Source organism: Marinospirillum celere, from assembly GCF_900112235.1.
Taxonomy (GTDB): Bacteria; Pseudomonadota; Gammaproteobacteria; order Pseudomonadales; family Halomonadaceae; genus Marinospirillum; species Marinospirillum celere.
On record NZ_FOLH01000001.1, the window covers coordinates 292,787 to 309,947 of the forward strand.

General features: G+C 49.8%; 13 protein-coding genes and 2 tRNA genes. 10 read left to right on the forward strand and 5 right to left on the reverse strand.

The genetic code is table 11. The features are described from left to right. Position 1 precedes the first annotated feature (1 nt). Positions 2-496: an STAS domain-containing protein gene (locus BM185_RS01450; protein ID WP_091958198.1), complete on the forward strand. Its 495-nt coding sequence runs from the start codon at positions 2-4 to the stop codon at positions 494-496. Between the two features lie 3 nt (positions 497-499). On the opposite strand, the gene tal is transcribed toward BM185_RS01450, so the two are convergent. After that, positions 500-1,447: a transaldolase gene (gene tal / locus BM185_RS01455; protein ID WP_281247313.1), complete on the reverse strand. Its 948-nt coding sequence runs from the start codon at positions 1,445-1,447 to the stop codon at positions 500-502. A 59-nt stretch (positions 1,448-1,506) separates the two neighbouring features. Further along, on the reverse strand, positions 1,507-2,532 hold the full coding sequence (dusA, locus tag BM185_RS01460; RefSeq protein WP_091958200.1) for a tRNA dihydrouridine(20/20a) synthase DusA: 1,026 nt from the start codon (positions 2,530-2,532) through the stop codon (positions 1,507-1,509). A 317-nt stretch (positions 2,533-2,849) separates the two neighbouring features. Between dusA and gltX the strand changes: the two genes are divergently transcribed. From gltX to BM185_RS01480, 3 genes are all read left to right on the forward strand, one after another. Then, positions 2,850-4,361 carry a glutamate--tRNA ligase gene (gltX, locus tag BM185_RS01470; protein WP_091958206.1) on the forward strand — a complete coding sequence of 504 codons (1,512 nt, stop codon included), beginning with the start codon at positions 2,850-2,852 and terminating at the stop codon, positions 4,359-4,361. Positions 4,362-4,425: 64 nt separating this feature from the next. Next, positions 4,426-4,501: transfer RNA gene (locus BM185_RS01475), tRNA-Ala, on the forward strand. Between the two features lie 19 nt (positions 4,502-4,520). Beyond that, positions 4,521-4,596: transfer RNA gene (locus tag BM185_RS01480), tRNA-Glu, on the forward strand. Positions 4,597-4,883: 287 nt separating this feature from the next. Here BM185_RS01480 and BM185_RS01485 read toward each other — a convergent pair. From BM185_RS01485 to gltA, 3 genes are all read right to left on the reverse strand, one after another. Beyond that, positions 4,884-6,749 carry an HD domain-containing phosphohydrolase gene (locus BM185_RS01485; RefSeq protein ID WP_177203437.1) on the reverse strand — a complete coding sequence of 622 codons (1,866 nt, stop codon included), beginning with the start codon at positions 6,747-6,749 and terminating at the stop codon, positions 4,884-4,886. 117 nt (positions 6,750-6,866) lie between these two features. Next, a complete protein-coding gene (locus tag BM185_RS01490) occupies positions 6,867-7,757 on the reverse strand; it encodes an NAD(P)-dependent oxidoreductase (protein ID WP_091958211.1) in 891 nt (296 codons plus the stop codon). A 135-nt stretch (positions 7,758-7,892) separates the two neighbouring features. After that, positions 7,893-9,179, reverse strand: a complete 1,287-nt coding sequence (gltA, locus tag BM185_RS01495; RefSeq protein ID WP_091958214.1) for a citrate synthase — start codon at positions 9,177-9,179, stop codon at positions 7,893-7,895. Between the two features lie 360 nt (positions 9,180-9,539). Here gltA and sdhC point away from each other — a divergent pair, with 360 nt between their 5' ends. From sdhC to odhB, 6 genes are all read left to right on the forward strand, one after another. Further along, on the forward strand, positions 9,540-9,917 hold the full coding sequence (sdhC, locus tag BM185_RS01500; RefSeq protein WP_091958216.1) for a succinate dehydrogenase, cytochrome b556 subunit: 378 nt from the start codon (positions 9,540-9,542) through the stop codon (positions 9,915-9,917). After that, complete coding sequence (sdhD, locus tag BM185_RS01505; protein ID WP_091958219.1) at positions 9,911-10,258, forward strand: succinate dehydrogenase, hydrophobic membrane anchor protein; 348 nt, start codon at positions 9,911-9,913, stop codon at positions 10,256-10,258. Before sdhC ends, sdhD begins: the two co-directional genes overlap by 7 nt. A 3-nt stretch (positions 10,259-10,261) precedes the next feature. After that, positions 10,262-12,049: a succinate dehydrogenase flavoprotein subunit gene (sdhA, locus tag BM185_RS01510; protein ID WP_091958222.1), complete on the forward strand. Its 1,788-nt coding sequence runs from the start codon at positions 10,262-10,264 to the stop codon at positions 12,047-12,049. A gap of 27 nt (positions 12,050-12,076) precedes the next feature. Continuing rightward, positions 12,077-12,781 carry a succinate dehydrogenase iron-sulfur subunit gene (locus tag BM185_RS01515; RefSeq protein WP_091958225.1) on the forward strand — a complete coding sequence of 235 codons (705 nt, stop codon included), beginning with the start codon at positions 12,077-12,079 and terminating at the stop codon, positions 12,779-12,781. Positions 12,782-13,041: 260 nt separating this feature from the next. Further along, positions 13,042-15,876: a 2-oxoglutarate dehydrogenase E1 component gene (locus BM185_RS01520; protein WP_091958228.1), complete on the forward strand. Its 2,835-nt coding sequence runs from the start codon at positions 13,042-13,044 to the stop codon at positions 15,874-15,876. A 70-nt stretch (positions 15,877-15,946) separates the two neighbouring features. Then, complete coding sequence (gene odhB, locus BM185_RS01525; protein ID WP_091958230.1) at positions 15,947-17,161, forward strand: 2-oxoglutarate dehydrogenase complex dihydrolipoyllysine-residue succinyltransferase; 1,215 nt, start codon at positions 15,947-15,949, stop codon at positions 17,159-17,161.

Below are 17,161 nucleotides of genomic sequence, written 5' to 3' on the forward strand. Positions count from 1 at the left end.
TATGCAAACAGGCAAGCTTTTGGCGGCCAAATCAAAAAACACCTACATACTCAAGTTGCTTGGTGATGTGCGTTTGACGCTTTGTTGTACGCTGGACCAGTTGTTTGAACAGGTGTTTTCCGACAGGGAAGTGGAAAGTATTGTGATCGACCTTTCCCAGGCCGATAACCTGGATAGTACGACTCTGGGTCTTTTAGCCAAGATAGCTGTTAAAGCATCCGTGGCTGGACTGAATCAACCCAGTATCATTTCCTCTAACTCGGATATCACCCTGCTCCTCGAATCCATGGGCTTCAGGCAGTATTTTTTAATCATGGAGCAACCGGTTACTACGGATAAAGCACTGGAAGAAGTGCCTCAGTTGGCCGGCAGTGAAGAGCATATACGCACTAAGGTGCTGGAAGCTCACCGTACGCTGATGTCTATGAATGACAGCAACCGGGAAGCCTTCAAGAGCGTTGTTCAAGCCCTTGAAGAGTGCCCGCATCCCACTTGATTACTAAGCCTGACTAGAGGCTTGGCGAATCGCTTTTTCCAGTTTCTCCAAATCGACAATAAACTTGCGTATTCCTTCAGCCAGTTTTTCTGTGGCCATGGCGTCAGCATTGAGTTGAAGACGAAATTCGGCCTCGGTTAAAGCGGCTTCTTTGGATTGTGACGGATAGTCTTCTGCCAGCTGGCGGGGTAGGGGGCCAGAGTCTGTTTCCAGTTCAGCGAGAAGTTTTGGTGCTATGGTTAAGCGGTCACAACCTGCCAGGGCTTCTATCTCACCGAGGTTCCGGAAGCTGGCACCCATAACGATGGTTTTATAGCCTCTTTCTTTGTAGTAGCGGTAAATTTTCTGCACGGATTGAACGCCAGGGTCCTGGTGCCCGGAAAAGTCAGCTTCAGGGTTCTGGGCAGAATACCAATCCAGGATGCGACCTACGAAAGGTGAAATCAAGGTCACGCCAGCGTCAGCACAGGCTCTGGCTTGAGTAAAGCCAAATAACAGGGTCAGGTTACAACGAATGCCTTCAGCCTCTAAAACCTTGGCTGCTTCTATGCCTTCCCAGGTGGCCGCCAACTTGATCAGGATGCGCTCTGGATGGCCCCCGGCATTTTGGATCTTGCTGATCAGTTTGCGAGCGCGTTCAACACTGGCTTGAGTATCAAAAGAAGTCCGCGCATCCACTTCCACTGAAACATAGCCTCGAACCTGCTGCTGGAGCTGGCAAGCCAAAAGAGCCGCAAAGCAGTCATAAATGCTGCTCTGGCTGCTTTCAGCTTCCTGCCAGGCCTGCTTTACCAGTGGCTGATAGGCAGGCAGCTCCAGTGCCTGGAGAAGCAGGGAGGGGTTGGTGGTGGCATCGGTTGGCTGGTAGCGACGAATAGCATCTAAATCACCCGTATCGGCAACAACCAGCGTCATTTCTTTAAGGCTGTCCAGTTTGCTCTTGGTACTCACGTATTTTCTCCTGTGTTTTCCTCTATCTAATCAGAGACTTGTTGCAGGAGCAATACACCCTAGGTGGGGGTGGCTAGAGAAGTGTCTTGAACCAGATCTAATGCTTGACGAATGAGGTCGGCATTTTGGTCAGGTTGATGGGCTTTTTCACTGAGCAGGCGACGGAACTTGCGGGCACCAGGAACGCCTTGAAAGACACCCATCAAGGGGCGCGTCAGGGCATTGAGTCTTACTCCCCTGGCAAGCTGTTCTTCGGCATAAGGAAGGTAGTTCTCAACTGCTTGTCGGGCTGTAATCGAGGGTTTGGAAACCTGGCCATAAAGTTTTTGATCAACCTCAGCAGCCAACAGGGGTTGATCCCAGAGTGCGCGCCCTAGCATCACTGAGTCGACCTGCTGTAAGTGTTCACTGCAAGCGTCCAAAGACTTGATACCACCATTGATGGCAATCGTCAGCTCTGGATGCTTGGCTTTCAAGCGGTATACCCGTTCATAGTTGAGCGGGGGGATATCCCGGTTCTGCTTGGGCGACAAGCCTTGAAGCCAGGCTTTGCGGGCATGCAAAATAAAGATTTTACAACCGGCTTCCTTAAGCAGGTTAACGAACTGCTCCAGGTCATGATCTTCATCCTGGTCATCAATGCCTATCCGGCATTTAATGGTTACCGGTTTGTCGGTAGCGGCTTGCATGGCCTGGAAGCAACGAGCAACCCTCTCCGGATGAGCCATTAAGCAGGCGCCAATCAGATTGTTCTGGACTCGATCGCTGGGGCAGCCGACATTCAAGTTGATTTCATCATAGCCCCAGAGAGTGGCTTTTTCAGTGCAGGCGGCCAGCTCATCGGGATTACTGCCCCCGAGCTGCAGAGCGACAGGGTGCTCCTGGGCTGAAAAGTCTAAAAAGCGCTCAGGATCACGGCCATGCAAAAGCGCGCCCGTGGTCACCATTTCGCTGTATAAGAGGGTTTCTTGACTGAGTAGGCGCAAAAAATACCGAAAGTGGCGATCAGTCACATCCAGCATGGGAGCCAGGGAAAAACGCGGGTAGGGACGACCTGACCAGTGAGGAAGTTTGGATGTGTGCATGCCTAGAGGGTCACCTGCAAAACGACTAGTTTACCGTAAACTGCGCGATAAAAAAAAGGCGATCCTGTAGGGGGAACAGGGATCGCCCAGGTGAGCAAGTGCGTAGGGCCTACTTCCTTATTGACCGCAAACGATTTGAGGTGATAACAGACAAAGACCTCGATAAACCGAGATTTAATTCTGAAGTAGGGCCTGCTTGCTGTGAAGGTGGCGTATTGTCGCATTTCTTTGCCTGGCTGCGTTTAACGCCTTTATCTCTTATACTTGCGCCAGGAATTCAAGCTTCCACTCATGTGAATAGATAAGGTAAGCACTTCATGTCTGTACGTACCCGTATTGCCCCTTCGCCTACTGGTGACCCTCATGTAGGCACCGCCTACATTGCCCTGTTTAATCTTTGTTTTGCCCGCCAGCATCAGGGCAAGTTTATTTTACGTATTGAAGATACGGATCAACAACGCTCAACAGCAGAGTCAGAGCAGCAGATTTTTGATTCCCTACGCTGGTTAGGGCTGGATTGGGATGAAGGGCCAGATGTTGGAGGTGATCTGGGTCCTTATCGGCAAAGTGAACGCAAACATCTTTACCAGCAGTATGCGGATGAATTATTGGCCAAAGGCAAGGCGTTCAAATGCTATCGCACGCCAGAAGAGCTGGATGAGCTGCGCCGCGAACGCCAGCTGGCCGGTAAGGCAACGGCTCTTAAGCCTTCTGACCTTTATTTGCCGGAAACTGAAGTAGCCAAGCGAGAAGCTGCTAATGCTCCTTATGTCGTGCGTATGCTGGTACCTGAAGAAGAGGGCGTTTGCATTATTAATGACTTACTGCGCGGCCCCATGGAGCTGGACTGGAGCATGGTGGATGCACAAATCCTATTAAAGTCTGATGGCATGCCTACCTACCACCTGGCTAATGTTGTGGATGATCACCTGATGGAAATCACCCATGTACTGCGCGGCGAAGAGTGGATTAACTCGGCACCCAAGCATCAGCTGCTTTATGAGTATTTTGGCTGGGAAATGCCGGTTCTTTGCCACCTGCCGCTGTTGCGCAATCCGGATAAATCCAAGCTGTCCAAGCGCAAGAACCCCACTTCGATTCGCTATTACCAGCGTATGGGCTTTTTGCCGGAAGCAGTGATTAATTACCTGGGACGTATGGGCTGGTCCATGCCGGATGAAAGTGAGAAATTCAGCCTGGATGAAATGATTGAGCACTTTGATATTCAGCGGGTTTCTTTGGGTGGCCCTGTGTTTGATGTGGAAAAGCTGAGCTGGTTGAATGGCCTCTACCTGCGTGAGCTGGATGACGAGGCTTATTTACAAAGACTCATGTCCTGGGCCTTTAACAAGGAGTATGTCAGCAGCATACTTCCACAAATCAAACCCAGAGCTGAAACGCTTTCAGATGTCGCACCGCTGGCGGCCTATTTCTTCAGTGGTATGCCCAATATCAGTAAAGAAAACTTTGCCCAGTTGAAGTGGCCAGAAGAAGTGGATTTAGTGGAGCAGATGCAATTTTTGGTGTGGGAAATGGATGCCCTTAGAGATTGGAACAAAGAGAACCTGATGCAGCGCATCAAACTCTTGAGTCAGGCGGCCGGAATGAAAATGAAGGACTATCTGCAACCGGTTTTCTTGTCAATTGCTGGCAGCACAACCTCGACTTCGGTGCTGGATGCGATGGTGATTCTGGGTCCTGAAATCAGTCGGGCACGTCTGCGCTTTGCTTTGGATCTGTTGACCGAGGGTGGCGTCTCCAAAAAGCAAGCCAAGAAGCTGGAGAAAAAATACCAGCAACTCTTGCAAAGCCAGGTTTCTGAAAATTAAATAAAAAAAGGCTTGACGGTGGGTGTGTCCAAAAGTAATATACGCACCGTCTTCCGGACAACGTGGGGCTATAGCTCAGCTGGGAGAGCGCTTGCATGGCATGCAAGAGGTCAGCGGTTCGATCCCGCTTAGCTCCACCAAATCTTTTCGGAAGTTAGCGTCCCATTCGTCTAGTGGTCCAGGACACCGCCCTTTCACGGCGGTAACAGGGGTTCGAACCCCCTATGGGACGCCATTTAAACTCCTTCTTCTTCCAATTTTTCTCCACATCTTTTCCACAAGTTGAAAGCTTGCGGAATACTATTGCCTTTTGCTTTAAAAATAATCTTGAAAGCTAATCACTAAACCCTTTTCAACCAATGGCTTGGCTTACTAGTGATAGCTAAGCCATTGATTTTGTGTGCTTAGTTTTTTTGGTTAAAAATTAAGCAATCTGTGGTCTTGTCCTTACTGACAAGCGTGGAGAAGGTTTCTAAGGTCTTTTCCACTTTGTTATCCACAGAAAGTGTGGATAAGGGTCACTTAGATTTCGTGCAGTAATAAGTCGTTATTTAATTTATATTTTGCAGGGTCTTCGGGTGCAGCAACCTTTGTCCAGTTGCTGCCGGAGCCTACTTGGATGTCCTGAAGAGCCAGAGGGCGACCGCTATTTTTATTGAATACCAAGCGCACCTGATCAGGTGAAGCTGTTGCTGTAAGGCTTTTTACAAAACCTAAATCACCATTAGCAAAGCTAACCAGAGAGCCTATGGGGAAGATGCCCTGATGTTTAATGAGTTGCTGAGTGGCAGGTTGATCAAGTTGGTTGTTCATGCTGAGTAGACGTTTGAAGGCCAAGGCATGGGGAATGCCAGCTCTATAGCTGCGTCCATTGGTCATGGCATCAAAAACATCAATGACCGCGGCCAGTTTGCCGACAGGGCTGATAGAAATGCCTTTGAGCCCTTCAGGGTGCCCTGAACCATCCAAGCGCTCACAGTTCTGGGTGGCAACCTGTAGAGCGACTTCAGGAGTTCCTGGTTGTCTTGATAGAATTTCTCGGGTCAGCAGTGAATGCTTGTGCATGACCTTTGCTTCTTTATCGGTTAGCCCGCTGGTCTTACCAATGATGCGTTCTGGAATCAGACCCTTGCCCAAATCATGGCAGAGGCCAGCAAAAATTAGATTGCGGAGGAACTCGTCATCTTTGGATTTGGGGTTGGCTTTGTCAAACATCATTTGATCAGCCAGGAGTACCGCAACACTGACAGAGTGCTCAAAAAGATATTGGCCGGTACTTCTGATTCGGGTATATAGAATCAACTCCTGGCGCTGTTTTTCAAGTGACACTAGAAGTTGATTGGCCGCTTCCCAGGCTAGTTGGATATCCAGAGCTTCCTTGTTACGCAGTTGGCCTACCAGGGTGCGTACTGCTTTGACTGCAAGCTGGTGAGCACTGCGCGTATCCAGCTGCTCTACCTTGGCTTTTTCTTCTTTGTTGGCTTCTTCTTTGCTTCTTTCGGCTTCTTTTTTCTTGTCTTTTTTATCTTTGCTGGGTGCTGCTGGTTCAAAAAGCTCGGAAGGTGCTGCATTACTGGCATTGCCCGAAGCGTTACGGGCATGGTCGCGCTGCAGCTCAGTTACAACAAATGAAATTTTTTGATCTTTTTTGGGGTCTAGATTGGTGAACTGGCAACCTAGGCTGCTGACTTTCTTTTTCTCATCGTAGCCTATATGGCGGACGATAATACCCAGCTCAATAAAGTCACCGTTAGGAAAAATAATATGGCAGCAATCAAATTGTGTGTTTTTTTCCAGCGTTTCCTGAAGGCTGCCTTCGACATCCACTTGGCCCCCTTGGGCAGACAGATCTCTTAGTAGGCCTTCATACTCCCAAGTGGGGTCTTGATGGATCAGGTTGTCATACTCATCCCGTTTTTCGGGGGGTACTTTGACGCCCAGGCGAACTTTGATTTCCAGGGACATCCTAACTGGCGCCCGATAAAACTGGCGCCTTTGCAGAAAATGCAGGTTTTTTGGAAAAGGGACTTTGTAAACGGGTGCGCCATCTTTAACCGCCCGGCCTGAAGCTTGAATAAGGCTGGCGCTGATACGGCAGCCATCATGAAAGCTTTCAAAGCTGAAGGGTATGGCTTTGGCCATTAGGTCATCACCCCAGCGCGGGGTTACCTCGTCCAGGAGGAAATAGCCTTCCTTATAATTAACTGCAATGACCATGCTGGTGTACTTATCAGCAACGGCATCAAAGTTCAGTTTTAGTGGGGTGTGCTTGTTTTCCAACCTTTTCAGAAGACGATAAATCCCTTCCCGGGTAGATATGACCTGACCTTCCGGTTTTTTTTCCTGTTCTTTACCGTTGTTTCTGGTTTCCGTTTCGGTAGTGCCCACTGATCGGTCCTGAGTTAAAGGTGTATTAAGCAAACTTCTCTTGATAGCTTCTTTTGCTGGTAAACGCAAGCCTGACTCTGGAGGTCTTAACGAAAAATAACGCCCTGAATCAAATAATTACTTCGGTCGGGTGGCTTGAAGGCGTCGTAGTAGGCTGGAGGTATCCCAGCGGCCACCACCTAGATTCTGAACTTCTGCATAAAATTGGTCGACCAAAGCAGTGACCGGAAGTTGTGCACCAAGTTTCCGGGCCTGATCAAGGCAGATGGCTAAATCTTTACGCATCCAATCAACGGCAAAGCCGTGCTCATATTCATCATTGATCATGGTTTTATGACGATTCACCATTTGCCAGGAACCAGCAGCGCCTTGGCTAATAACATCGATCACTTTCTGCTGATCCAAGCCCGCCCGTTCAGCAAAATTTAGACCTTCGGCCAAAGCTTGGACCAGGCCGCCTATACAGATTTGATTGACCATTTTGGTCATTTGCCCACTACCGGCAGGACCCATGTGAGTCACAGCTTTGGCAAAGAGCTCCATAATTGGTTGACCCCGCTCAAAGGCAGCTTGCTCACCGCCGACCATGATGGTGAGTTGGCCGTTTTCGGCGCCTTGCTGGCCACCTGATACTGGAGCATCCAGAAAATCAATTTGTTTCTCCTTGCAGGCTGTTGCCATTTCCTGAGCAAGGCTTGCAGAAGCGGTGGTGTGGTCAATAACGAGACTGCCAGCTTTAAGGGTTTGCAGAATACCCTGAGGCCCGGTGATGACTTCGCGGACATCGTCATCCTTGCCAACGCAGAGGAGCACTATATCTGCCTCAGCTGCTGCTTTGGCTGGTGTGGTCACAAAGCTGTGGCCTGAATGTTGGTCCAGCCATTGCTGGGCTTTCACTGGTGTCCGGTTATATACACAGACTTGGTGCCCACCTTGGGCCAGGTGGCTGGCCATGGGTGAGCCCATTACACCCAGGCCGATAAATGCCAGATTTTTACTTGTTGTCATGGTGAGCTCCTGTAATGAGTTGCATGCTGGCATTATGCCGCTTGCAAGTAAGCATAACAATTACTTGAAGCTTTTAAGCCTGCCTTAACAGAAAAAAGGCTGCCTGGGCAGCCTTTTAAGAGCATGTCAGCAAGGTTACTTGGCCGGATAGTCTCTTTGTGGTGCACCCGTGTAAAGCTGGCGAGGGCGACCGATCTTGTAATCATTGCTGATCATTTCATTCCAGTGAGAAATCCAACCAATAGTCCGGCTCAGAGCAAAGATAGCCGTAAACATGTTGGTGGGGATGCCGATGGCCTTAAGAATGATGCCTGAGTAGAAGTCGACGTTGGGGTAGAGTTTGCGTTCTTTGAAGTAGTCGTCTTCCAGAGCGATCTCTTCCAGGCGCTTGGCAATTTTTAGCTGAGGGTCATCGGCCATGCCCAATTCCTGAAGAACTTCATCACAGGTTTTTTTCATTACCTTGGCGCGAGGATCAAAGTTGCGGTAAACGCGGTGACCAAAGCCCATCAGTTTGAAAGGATCCTTTTTGTCCTTGGCCTTATCAACAAAGCGTTGAATGTTTTCTTCAGAGTCGTCACCGATTTCATCCAGCATGTTGAGTACTGCTTCGTTGGCACCGCCGTGAGCAGGACCCCAAAGGGCAGCGATACCAGCAGCAATACAAGCGAAGGGGTTGGCGCCGGTAGAGCCCGCCAAGCGAACGGTTGAAGTGGAGGCATTCTGCTCGTGGTCAGCATGCAGCATGAAAATACGGTCCATTGCCTTGGCAAAAATCGGATTGACTTTGTACTCTTCACAAGGAGTAGCGAACATCATGTGCAGGAAGTTTTCTGAATAGGACAGGTCATTGCGTGGGTAAACAAATGGCTGGCCGATGGAATACTTGTAACACATGGCTGCAATGGTTGGCATTTTGGCAATCAAACGATGTGCAGACACTTCACGGTGATAAGCATCGCTGATATCCATGGCTTCATGATAAAAAGCGGAGAGAGCACCAACTACACCACACATAACGGCCATGGGGTGAGCGTCACGACGGAAGCCCTTGAAGAACTGAGTTAGCTGTTCATGAACCATGGTGTGACGGCGAATCGTGTTTTCAAATTTATCGCGTTGTGCCGGTGTTGGCAGCTCGCCATTTAATAACAGGAAGCAGAGTTCAATGTAGTCGGCGTTCTCAGCTAGCTGGTCAATAGGGTAGCCGCGGTGCAACAGAATACCCTGGCCGCCATCGATGTAGGTGATTTTGGACTCACAGGAGGCCGTTGCCATGAAGCCTGGGTCATAGGTAAAAACACCGTTGGCACCCAGAGTGCGGACATCAATAACATCCGGCCCTTGTGAGCCGGAAAGGACGGGGAATTCAATGCTCTGCTCAAGACCATCAACGGTCAGTACTGCTTTCTTGTTAGCCATAAGGCCTCCTTATTTATTTTGAGTCTCACTTGCCCAATCAGAAATCAGAGTGGCCCCACTATAGAAGGGTTACAAAACTTGTCAATTACGCGAAATGGCTAGGGTAATCCCCTGTAGGGTTGCTAGAATGCGCCCCGCCTGCGTAAATGTCAGGTGATTAGGTTCGCTTATTTTGGTGCAGCGCACAACCTTTGGCTAGATTGCGTAAGCAGTTGGGGGTTCCTATAATCAGCGACCTGCACCAGGGGGTGGAGCACGCAGCAAGTAAATCCGGCCTGTCCCGGGTTTACTGATAAGTGCTTCCGAAAATAATCGCTTGTTGCTGGCTGAGCCCATGCAAGCACATAAGAGTGTAGAGCCGTGAATAGCAAAAGACCTGTAAACCTCGATTTATCGACGATAAAACTACCCTTGTCAGCGTTGACATCGATTACTCACCGGATCACCGGCGTAATCATGTTCGTTGGCCTAATCTTTATGTTTTGGGCGTTTCAAGTTTCTCTGTCTTCTCCACAGGGCTTTGAAACCGTCAAAACTCTTCTCCAGGAAAACTTCCTGGCCAAATTTGTGCTCTGGGGCCTGCTGTCCGCTTTGGCTTACCACTGTGTGGCTGGAATCAAGCACTTAATCATGGATCTGGACATTGGTGTCACCCTTGAGGGTGGGCACAAGATGGCTCAGGCTGTGGTCGTCATTTCTGCAATTCTCATTCTGCTTGCGGGGATCTGGGTATGGTAACCAATATCACAAGTTTTGGTCGTAGCGGCCTGTCCGACTGGCTTATGCAGCGTGTGACAGCAGTTATCCTGCTGGCTTACACCCTGTTTATGGTTGGCTTTTTCCTGGGAACGTCCAACTTGGACTACCTGACTTGGGTTAGCCTGTTTCAGGGAACCTGGATGCGTATTTTCAGCCTCTTGGCTTTGCTTTCACTAGCCGCCCACGCTTGGATTGGCCTGTGGACGGTATCGACTGACTATATGAAGTCTACCGGTGTGCGTCTGGTTTTCCAGGCAGTCGTGGCCCTGGCGTTGTTTGCCTATGTGGTCTGGGGCGTTCAACTTTTGTGGGGAGTTTAATTCATGTCAGCACTTCGTACTCTAGAATTTGATGCCATCATCGTTGGTGGTGGTGGTTCCGGTCTGCGTGCTGGCCTGCAATTGGCTCAGTCCGGTCGCAAGACAGCGGTCATCTCCAAGGTATTTCCAACGCGTTCACATACGGTATCTGCCCAGGGTGGCATTACCTGTGCGATTGCTTCTGATGATCCAAATGATGACTGGCGTTGGCACATGTATGACACCGTCAAGGGCTCCGACTATATCGGTGACCAGGACGCGATTGAGTATATGTGTAATGAGGGTCCTAAAGCCGTATTTGAGCTGGAGCACCTGGGTCTGCCCTTTTCTCGCACAGAGCAGGGCCGCATCTACCAGCGTCCTTTCGGTGGTCAGTCTAAAGAGTTTGGTAAGGGTGGCCAGGCATCACGTACCTGTGCTGCTGCTGACCGTACGGGTCATGCCTTGTTGCATACGCTTTACCAGGCCAATATCAAGAATAACACCACGTTTCTGAACGAATGGTATGCGGTTGATCTGGTCAAAAATGCCAAAAATGATGTCGTGGGCTGTATTGCCGTTTGTATCGAAACGGGTGAAAAGGTTTTCGTTAAAGCCAAGGCAACCGTTCTGGCGACCGGCGGTGCAGGCCGCATCTATGCGTCAACCACCAATGCTCTGATCAATACCGGTGACGGTATCGGCATGGCTCTGCGTGCTGGTTTTGCCATGCAGGATATGGAAATGTGGCAGTTCCACCCAACAGGTATCTGGGGTGCCGGTACACTGGTTACTGAAGGCTGCCGCGGTGAAGGTGGTTACCTGATCAATAAAGATGGTGAACGCTTCATGGAGCGTTATGCACCCAATGCCAAAGATTTGGCGGGTCGTGATGTGGTTGCGCGTTCCATGGTTCTGGAAATTCTGGAAGGTCGTGGTGCCGGTGAGAAGGGTGATCATGTATTCCTGAAGTTGGATCACCTGGGCGAAGAAGTACTGAATAAGCGTCTGCCCGGTATTCTGGAGCTGTCGAAAACCTTTGCTCACGTTGATCCTGTTAAGGCTCCAATTCCTGTAGTACCTACCTGTCACTACATGATGGGTGGTATTCCCACCAATATTCATGGTCAGGCGATTACTGTCGATGAAAATGGCAAAGACCAGATCATCAATGGTCTCTTTGCTTGTGGTGAAGCAGCTTGTGTATCTGTACATGGTGCTAACCGCCTGGGTGGTAACTCACTCCTGGATCTGGTGGTCTTTGGTCGTGCAGCGGGTCAGTACATTGAGAAAGCACTGGATCAAGGCATTGAGTATGACGAAGCCTCTGAATCCGATCTGGAAGCTTCTCTGGCGCGGATGAATCGTTGGAACGAATCAACTGGTGGTGAGTCTATTCCAGCACTGCGCGCTGAATTGCAAGAGTGCATGCAGAACTATTTTGGCGTTTTCCGTGACGGTCCTTACATGGAAAAGGGTATTGCCCAGCTGAAAGATCTGCGTGAACGGATTGCCAATGCTCATCTCGAAGACAAGAGTGATGCCTTCAATACTGCACGTATTGAAGCTCTGGAGTTGGATAACCTGCTGGAAGTGGCTGAAGCAACGGCTATCTCTGCTTATGAGCGTCGTGAAAGCCGTGGTGCTCACAGCCGTAATGACTACACTGAGCGTGATGATGCTAATTGGTTGAAGCATTCTGTGTATATGCCAACCACCAAAACTCTCGGTAAGCGCGATGTCAACATGGCTCCCAAGCTGATTCAGGGTGACCTGCTGAAGCACTTTGAGCCTAAAGTTCGTACTTACTAATCAGAATTCGATGTTGGGAGAGTAAAGATGCTTCAGGTATCCGTTTATCGTTACAACCCAGAGACAGACGAAGCGCCTTCAATGAAGGACTTCGAGATCGACACCCAGGGTAAAGACCTGATGGTGTTGGATGTGCTGCACCTGGTTAAAGAAAAAGACAGTAGCATGACTTACCGTCGTTCTTGTCGTGAAGGTGTATGTGGCTCTGATGGCATGAATATGAATGGTAAGAATGGCTTGGCTTGCATCACGCCACTTTCTGAAGTGGTTAAGAATGGTAAGCTAATTTTACGCCCTCTGCCTGGTCTGCCAGTGATTCGTGATCTGGTTGTTGATATGTCCTTGTTCTATGAGCAGTACGAGCGCATTCAACCCTACCTGATCAATGACACGCCAGCACCAGCTATTGAGCGTCTGCAATCACCAGAAGATCGTGACAAGCTGGATGGCCTCTATGAATGTATCCTCTGTGCCTGCTGTTCCACAGCCTGCCCGTCCTTCTGGTGGAACCCTGACAAGTTTGTCGGTCCTTCCGGCCTCTTGCAGGCTTACCGCTTCCTGATCGACAGCCGGGATACTGCTACTCGTGAGCGTCTTTCCGAGCTGGACGACCCGTTCAGCGTGTTCCGTTGCCGCGGAATCATGAACTGTGTTTCTGTTTGTCCAAAGGGTCTAAACCCGACACGTGCTATCGGCCATATTCGCGATATGCTGCTGTCGAATGCGACCTAAGGGCTTTTCCCCTGTTCAAACAGGGGAATATGCACCGAAAGTCGTGGTTAAAACCCCGTACCAGCACTGTAGTTTTTCTACAAGTCGGGTACAATAGTGCTGCTGAAGCCGGTGAGATCCACCGGCTTCGCGCTAAATAAAGTAACCATCAGGGGATACGGGTTTTCCCCGTTTGTTCGCAGCGGCCAGGGGAACTGGGTTTTAAAAGTGACTCAGCGGTCGACGCGAATAAACTCCCCTTCTATGCAGGGTGATAACAGATGCAAGAAGGCAGCATGGAGTTTATGTGGAACACGTCCCATACCTATGGGGGCAATGTCCACTTTATCGAAGAACTCTACGAAGAGTATCTTAACGATCCTAACGCCGTCCCGGAGCAATGGCGTGAGTATTTCAACAAGCTCCCCCGTCCGGAAGGTGCGCCAGCACAAGACCTTCCTCTCTCTCCCATCCGTGATCACTTTGAGCTTCTAAGTCGTCAGCGTAAAACGGCTGTCCCAGGCATCAGTGCTGACAATCTGCATGATAAAAAGCAGGTTAAGGTGCTGCAGCTCATTAATGCCTATCGTTTTCGCGGCCATCAGCAGGCCAGTTTGGATCCGTTGGATCTAAGAGAACGTAAACAGGTGGCTGATCTGGACTTGGGCTTTCACCAGCTCAACAAAGAAGATCTGGATGAGGAATTCCAGACAGGTTCGCTTTTCATCGGTAAAGAAAAGACGACCCTTCGCGAAATTCATGAAGCAGTCAAACAGACTTACTGTTCCACTATCGGTGCGGAATTCATGCACATCGTGGATACAGAAGAAAAGCGTTGGCTGCAGCAGCGTTTTGAGTCGGTCCGATCAAAACCTGATTACAGCCCTGAAGTCCGCAAACATCTGTTGGAGCGTTTGACGGCAGCTGAAGGTCTGGAGAACTATCTGGCTTCCAAATACCCAGGCACCAAGCGTTTTGGCCTCGAAGGTGCTGAATCCTACATTCCTATGATGGATGAAATTATTCAGCGCTCTGGCTCTTATGGTGTTAAAGAAGTTGTTATCGGCATGGCCCACAGGGGCAGGCTGAATACTCTGGTTAACATCCTGGGTAAAAATCCGTCTGAACTCTTTGATGAGTTTGATGGCAAAAAAATGGTTTCTCAAGGTTCTGGTGACGTTAAATATCACCAGGGCTTTTCTTCCAACGTGATGACTTCTGGTGGCGAAGTTCACCTGGCTCTGGCATTTAACCCCTCGCACCTGGAAATTGTTTCTCCGGTTGTTGAAGGCTCAGTGCGCGCCCGCCAGGATCGCCGAGAAGATAACGATGGTCAGAAGGTGCTGCCTATTTCCATCCATGGGGATGCTGCTTTTGCCGGCCAGGGTGTGGTCATGGAAACCTTCCAGATGTCACAAACCCGGGCTTATAAAACCGGCGGCACCATCCATATCGTGATCAACAATCAGGTAGGCTTTACCACTTCCAAGCCTGAGGATACGCGTTCGACCGAATACTGCACCGATGCGGCTAAAATGGTTTCAGCGCCTATTTTCCATGTCAATGGTGATGACCCTGAAGCTGTTCTCCATGTGACTCAGGTGGCTGTTGATTACCGCATGCAGTTCAAGAAAGATGTGGTGATTGACCTGGTTTGCTACCGCCGCCGTGGTCACAATGAGGCTGACGAACCTTCAGGTACTCAGCCAGTGATGTACAAGAAGATTGCCAAGCACCCAACTACGCGCAAGATCTATGCGAAAAAGCTGGTTGAAGAGGCTATCCTGACTGCTGACGAAGATAAACAGTTTGTCAGTGACTATCGTGATGCTCTGGACAATGGTGAACACGTCGCCAACTCCTTGGTGAAAGAACCCAACAAGGCTCTTTTTGTTGATTGGACGCCTTACCTGGGACATGAGTGGACAGCGAAGTACGATACCAGTGTTGATATGAAGCATCTTCAGGAGCTGGCTGCACGTATGTGCGAAGCCCCTGAAGGTTTCCAAATGCAACGTCAGGTCGCCAAAATTTATGAAGACCGCCGCAAGATGTTGGCTGGAGGCATGGCACTGAACTGGGGCTTTGCAGAAATGCTGGCCTATGCCACGCTGATCGATTCAGGGCATCCAATCCGGATCACCGGTCAGGATGTAGGTCGAGGCACCTTCTCTCACCGTCACGCAGTACTGCATGATTTTAATGATGGGCGTGTTTTTGTACCCTTGCAGAATCTCAGGGAGGGTCAGCCTTCTTTTGTGATTCACGACTCCTTCCTTTCTGAAGAAGCCGTGTTGGCTTTTGAATATGGTTACTCAACCACCATGCCCAATGCACTGGTCATTTGGGAAGCTCAGTTTGGTGATTTTGCCAATGGTGCCCAGGTGGTCTTTGACCAGTTTATTTCTTCTGGTGAAACCAAATGGGGCCGCCTTTGTGGCTTGACCATGTTGTTGCCTCATGGCTATGAAGGTCAGGGACCTGAGCACTCATCAGCACGTCTTGAGCGTTACCTGCAACTTTGTGCTGAGCACAACATTCAGGTTTGTACACCGACAACACCGGCACAGATTTTCCACCTGCTGCGTCGTCAGGTACTGCGTCCACTTCGTAAGCCGTTGGTTGTCATGTCGCCGAAGAGCTTGTTACGCCATAAGGATGCAACCTCCTCACTTGAGGACCTTGCCAAGGGCTCCTTCATGCCTGTTATCGGTGACCAGGCCAACCTTGACCCGAAAAAGGTCAAGCGTCTGATTCTCTGTGGTGGCAAGGTTTATTACGACTTGGCTGCAAAAAGGGCAGAGCAGGGTATTGAAGATACAGCTATAGTGCGTATCGAGCAGCTTTACCCCTTCCCTGAAGAAGATTTGGAAGCAGAACTGGCCCAATATACCAACCTCAAAGATGCTGTCTGGTGCCAGGAAGAGCCCCAGAATCAGGGAGCTTGGTATTCAAGCCAGCACCACATGCGTAATGTACTGGGCAAGCTGAAGGGGGAGTTGGCACACCAGCTAAGATTTGCTGGACGTGCGGCGTCAGCGGCGCCTGCCTCTGGTTATGCAAGTGTTCACGTAGAGCAGCAGAACAAACTGGTTCAAGATGCCCTAGAAGGCTGAGCCAGCAGACAAACAACATGCAGCCCGGCCACTGGTCGGGCAATAAGTACAAGTTAGGAAAGGGTATAACATGGCTATCGAGATCAAAGCTCCAACTTTTCCCGAGTCAGTTGCAGAGGGTACTGTAGCAACCTGGCACAAGCAGCCAGGCGAAGCAGTGGAAAGGGATGAAATTCTGGTTGATATTGAAACTGACAAGGTTGTCCTGGAAGTCCCTGCTTCTGCAGATGGTGTGCTGGAAGAAATTCTGGCCAACGAGGGTGATACCGTAGAATCTGAGCAATTGCTCGGTAAAATAAAGGAAGGTGTAGCACCTGCTGCCAAGCCAGCGGCTGAAGAAAAACCAGCAGCTGAAGAGCCCAAGCAGACAGCTCAAGCTGCTGCTGGTGATGAAAAGGTTGCTCCTGCTGCGCGTAAGCTGGCCAATGAAAAGGGTGTTGACCTGTCTTCTGTCACCGGAAGCGGTAAAGGCGGGCTGATCACTAAAGAAGACGTTCAAAAAGCTGTGTCGGGTGCTGCCACTTCTGGTGCTGCCAAGAAATCTGCCCCAGCTGCACCTCAAGTTCAGGTTGCCGCCGGTGAGAAGGTTGAAAAACGCGTACCCATGAGTCGTATGCGTCAAACCATTGCCAAGCGTCTGGTTGAAGCCCAGCAAACAGCTGCCATGTTGACGACTTACAATGAAGTTGACATGAAGCCGGTAATGGAAATTCGTAAGAAGTACAAAGATCAGTTCGAGAAACGTCACAACGGTGTTCGTCTGGGCTTTATGTCTTTCTTCGTCAAGGCTGCAACTGAAGCGTTGAAGCGGTTCCCAGATGTTAATGCTTCGATTGATGGTACTGATATTGTTTATCATGCCTACCAGGACATCGGTGTTGCCGTTTCCACCGAGCGTGGCCTGATGGTTCCAGTATTGCGCGACTGCGACAGCATGAACTTGGCCGATATTGAAGGTACCATTGCTGATTTTGGTAAGCGTGGACGTGAAGGTAAAATTGGTATTGATGATCTTCAAGGCGGCACCTTTACGATCACCAATGGCGGTGTCTTTGGTTCCTTGATGTCAACGCCTATCCTGAACCCACCCCAGACAGCTATTCTGGGTATGCACAAGATTCAGGAACGTCCTATGGCGATCAATGGTCAGGTTGAAATACGTCCGATGATGTATCTGGCCCTGTCCTATGATCACCGCATGATTGATGGTAAGGACGCAGTTCAGTTCCTGGTTACTATCAAGGAACTGCTGGAAGATCCTGCTCGCATTCTGCTGGATGTATAA